Raw genomic sequence first — 3,796 nt, 5'->3', positions numbered from 1 at the left:
CGAGCACCGTTACGCTGCGCTCTGGCCCGACGCGGGAAGGGTGGAGCGAGGACGCTCGGTCGATCTCGAACAACCCCTCCATATTAGGGATTAGGGATGTGGGGAGGGGAACTCCGAGCGCTTGCGCGAGGGAGGGGTAGGTGCGCCCGCCTACGAGGACACGGGCGCGTGCTCCTCGTACGTCTTTGCGGCGCAGCGCAGCGTTTCTGTCGCCTTCTCGAACGGCGCCCGGTCCATGCCCATCAGATCGGCGCTGCGGCTGCGCACCTTGCCGCAGAGCTGGCCGAACTCTTTCAGCTCACGCGCACTGAGGCCGGTGAACACCTCGCCGCAGCCGTTCAGCGCCCGCGGGAAGATCTCATCGAACATCTTGTGGCCTTCCGGCGTCAGCTCGACGTGGATCACCCGCCGGTCGCGCTGGTCGGGCACGCGCTTGACGAAGCCGCGCAACTCAAGCCGATCGACGAGACTGGTGACGCTTTGCGCCTCCTGGACCAGGTAGCGCGCAAGCCGCGAGAGCGGCAACGGTTCGTCGGCGCCTTTCAGCACCAGCAAAACGGAGGCTTGCGCCTGCGAGACCCCGAGTCGCGAGACGATCTGATCGAGGTACTTGTACGTGAGAAGATAGGCTTGATGCAGTAGCGTCCAGGTGCCGAACAGATCCGCACCGTCGCGTTGGGTGGTATCCATGCTGCTCCTGCGTTGCATAAGGTGAATGTTCCGGGCCGCGTGGCGCCGCCGGAACGATGAACGGGGTCGTGGGCAGCCACGGGGAGGAGTGGCGCTTCCGGCGTGCGCTGCGCACGGGTGAAACCACCACGCTGCCGATCCCTTCACCACTATAGCAACCGTACGCGGACAGTCAAACGGCTGACGAATTGTTCCCCTTTTCGTGGTTCTGGCGCACCGTATGATACGATTTCTCTGCCAGCGATACGGATACGGACCGCCATGCAGATCACCGTCCGCCTCTTCGCCGCGCTCGCCGAGGGCGCCGGCGTGCGCAGCTTCCCCCTGGACGTGCCGCCCGGCGCCCGCGCTGCGGCCGTGCGCAGCGCCCTGCAGGCGCGCTATCCTCAGATGCAGGCCCTGTGCGAGCGCTCCGTGTTCGCGGTGAACGCGGAGTACGCCGCGGCCGACCGCCTGCTGTACGACGGCGATGAAGTGGCGCTGATTCCGCCGGTGAGCGGCGGCTGAGCGGCTGGCTGGCCGCAAAGATCGGGAGAGACGCGGTGCTGGTGCAGTTGACGCAGGAACCGCTTGAGGCAGAGCCGCTGGTACGCGCCGTGCGCCGCGATGCCAGCGGCGCGGTGGCGCTGTTCTACGGTGTGGTGCGCAACCACAACGAGGGGCGCGGCGTGCTCTTCCTCGAGTACGAAGCCTATCCCGAGCTGGCTGAAAAGCAGTTGCGCGCCGTGGGCGAAGAGCTGCTGCGCCAGTACCCGATCGACGATGTCGCCATCGCCCACCGCACCGGGCGGCTGGAGATCGGCGAAACGAGCCTGCTCGTCGCCGTGGCTTCGGCGCACCGGGCGCAGGCGTTGGAGGCCTGCCACGCCGCGGTAGATCGCATCAAACAAACGGTGCCGATCTGGAAGAAAGAGCACTGGGCCGGCGGCGGCGTCTGGCTCGACGGCCAGCCGGTCGCACTGCCCGAGCAGCAGCCGGAGCCGGCCTCTTGAGCCGAGCGCAGCCATCACGGCGCGCCGTCCGCCGGGCGTTTTGCGGCAAGCCTGCCGCATAGCGCTGTGACGAGCTTTCAGCCGCCTTCGGCCCTCCCGGCTCCCTGCCCGTTGCTCGACCACGCCGGCGGGCCGGAGGCGCCGAACCCCGCGCCGAGCACGCAGAACCGCTGCCGCTCGCTCGCCGATCCGGCCGCGATCAGCCTGCAACATCAGACCGTCTTTTGCCTGGGCGGCCGTGCCGCGCTGTGCAGCCGCTACCGTGGCGCCGCCATGCCGGTGCAGCCCGCGCTGGCCGCGGCGCGCCGCCTGGGCACGCGCCTTGCGATTACGGCGCTGGCGATCGCCGCGGGCGCCGGCGTGATCGTCGCGGCGCTGGCCGTCGGCAACCCGTTCGACGCCGAGCCCGCGCCATCCGGCGCTGCCACCGCCACCCGCGCGGCCGGCGCCACGCCGGACAGCAGCAACCAACCGGCCACGCCGGCGCCCGAGCCGACGCAGATCGCGGCGACACTGCCGCCTGCCACGCCGCGGCCGGCGCCGGCCTCCACGCCGGTTCTGTATACGGTGCAGCGCGGCGACAGCCTCTCACGATTGGCGGCGCGCTTCGGCGTCTCGATCGCCGAGCTCGCCGCCGCCAACGACCTGGCCCCCGACGCCGGCTTGCAAATCGGCCAGACGCTGCGCGTCCCGCCACGGCGCGAAGCCCCGCCTACGCCTACGCCGGCTCCGTAGCCGCAGCCGGCGGCCCTCACTCCCCCGCCCCCTCTCTCCCAATCCTGGGAGAGAGGGGCGATCTTGAAGTGCTGGAACGAGAGGGCGTCGGGTTAACCGTACCGGCCACGGAGCGCTCGACGCTCGATGACCCCTCGCCCAGGATTGGGAGAGGGCATGTGAGGCATGTGAAATGAGGTGAGGGCCGGCGGCTAGGGCGTGGCTGTCGGCGCCGGGGTCGCTCTGCCGCCCTGGCCGCCGCGTCCACCGCCCGCGCCCTGGCCGCCGCCCGCGCCGGCGCGCGGCGTGCCGGCGCCCGGCTGGCCGGGGCCGATCGGCTGGATCTGCACGACCATGGCCGGCACCGTGCCCGTGGCGTCGGCCTGGCCCACGACGGTGACGATCACGCCCGGCTTCAGGTCGGCCAGCGTGCCCTCGGCCGAGGTGAGAATGCGCGTATCGGGCGCGATCTGCACGGGCACCACCGTGCCCTGCGCCGTGGTCACGTCGATCGTATTGCCGGAGACCTTGGAGATCGCGCCGATCAGGCCGCCACCGCCGCCGCGTCCGCCCCCGAAGCTGCCGGCGCCGGGCGTCCCCGCCGCGCGGGCGCCAGCGCCGCCAAAGCCGCCTGCCGCGCCAGCGCCACCCCCGGCGGCGGCGGCGGCCGCCGCTCCTCCACCTGCCGCGCCGCCTCCCGCGGCCGCCGGGGCAGCGGCGGCGCTGGCAGTCTTGGGCACGGGCGCCGTGTTGCGGCCGTAGAGAATGCCGCCGCCGAAGGCCGCGCCGACGGCGATGCCCGCGATCAGCACGGCGAAGATCAGGCTCGAAAAACGTGATCGCACGCGAGATCTCCCTGTCGCGGCCGCCGGGTTGCTGCCGGCATCTGCCGCGGTGTGATGGATTGGCCGCGCAATGACGCGATGCGCTCGCCGGCAGCGGCCGGCCGTGTCCTTTGCCCCCGCATCATCCGCCGCGCGGGCTATTCGTAGCGCAGCGCATCGATCGGGTGCAGACTGGCGGCGCGGTAGGCGGGGTAGACGCCGAACAGCAGCCCGATCGTGAGCGAGACGCCGACCGCCAGCACGATCGAGCTGCCGGAAACCAGCGTCTCCAGCGTCTGTCCATTCAATTTCTGCCCGTTGATCAGTTGCGAGGCGCCGATGCCCAGGCCGATGCCGATCAGGCCGCCGAGAATGCTGACCACCAGCGACTCGACCAGGAACTGCGAGAGGATGTCCAGCCGCCGCGCCCCCACGGCCTTGCGGATGCCGATCTCGCGCGTGCGCTCGGTGACGGAGACGATCATGATGTTCATGATGCCGATGCCGCCGACGACCAGCGAGATGCCGGCGATCGCGCCCAGCAGGATGGTCAGCACCTGCGTCACGCCGGTCTGC

6 protein-coding genes are annotated in these 3,796 nt (G+C 70.9%); 3 read left to right on the top strand and 3 right to left on the bottom strand.

Annotated elements, in window-relative coordinates:
- Nucleotides 1-150: 150 nt before the first annotated feature.
- Nucleotides 151-690: a MarR family transcriptional regulator gene (locus VKV26_21795; protein ID HLZ72548.1), complete on the bottom strand. Its 540-nt coding sequence runs from the start codon at nucleotides 688-690 to the stop codon at nucleotides 151-153.
- A gap of 261 nt (nucleotides 691-951) precedes the next feature.
- On the opposite strand from VKV26_21795, the gene VKV26_21790 reads away from it, so the two are divergent.
- The 3 genes from VKV26_21790 to VKV26_21780 all read left to right on the top strand — a co-directional run bounded on the left by VKV26_21790 (nucleotide 952) and on the right by VKV26_21780 (nucleotide 2,417).
- Nucleotides 952-1,197 carry a MoaD/ThiS family protein gene (locus VKV26_21790; protein HLZ72547.1) on the top strand — a complete coding sequence of 82 codons (246 nt, stop codon included), beginning with the start codon at nucleotides 952-954 and terminating at the stop codon, nucleotides 1,195-1,197.
- Nucleotides 1,198-1,232: 35 nt separating this feature from the next.
- On the top strand, nucleotides 1,233-1,682 hold the full coding sequence (locus VKV26_21785; protein HLZ72546.1) for a molybdenum cofactor biosynthesis protein MoaE: 450 nt from the start codon (nucleotides 1,233-1,235) through the stop codon (nucleotides 1,680-1,682).
- Nucleotides 1,683-1,748: 66 nt separating this feature from the next.
- Entirely contained in the window at nucleotides 1,749-2,417 is a 669-nt protein-coding gene (locus VKV26_21780; protein ID HLZ72545.1) for a LysM peptidoglycan-binding domain-containing protein, read from the top strand.
- Nucleotides 2,418-2,608: 191 nt separating this feature from the next.
- Here the strand turns inward: VKV26_21780 and VKV26_21775 are convergent, their stop codons facing one another.
- The gene (locus tag VKV26_21775; protein ID HLZ72544.1) at nucleotides 2,609-3,241 is read right to left on the bottom strand and encodes a hypothetical protein; all 633 of its coding nucleotides are present in this window, start codon (nucleotides 3,239-3,241) and stop codon (nucleotides 2,609-2,611) included.
- Nucleotides 3,242-3,378: 137 nt separating this feature from the next.
- Nucleotides 3,379-3,796, bottom strand: a 418-nt coding sequence (locus VKV26_21770; protein ID HLZ72543.1) for an FtsX-like permease family protein, incomplete at its 5' end; no start/stop codon positions are given.

The sequence above is a fragment of the Dehalococcoidia bacterium genome (assembly GCA_035310145.1).
Lineage (GTDB): Bacteria > Chloroflexota > Dehalococcoidia > CAUJGQ01 > CAUJGQ01 > CALFMN01.
Note: the sequence above shows the minus strand (reverse complement) of the source record. Positions and strands in the feature narration are given on the sequence as shown.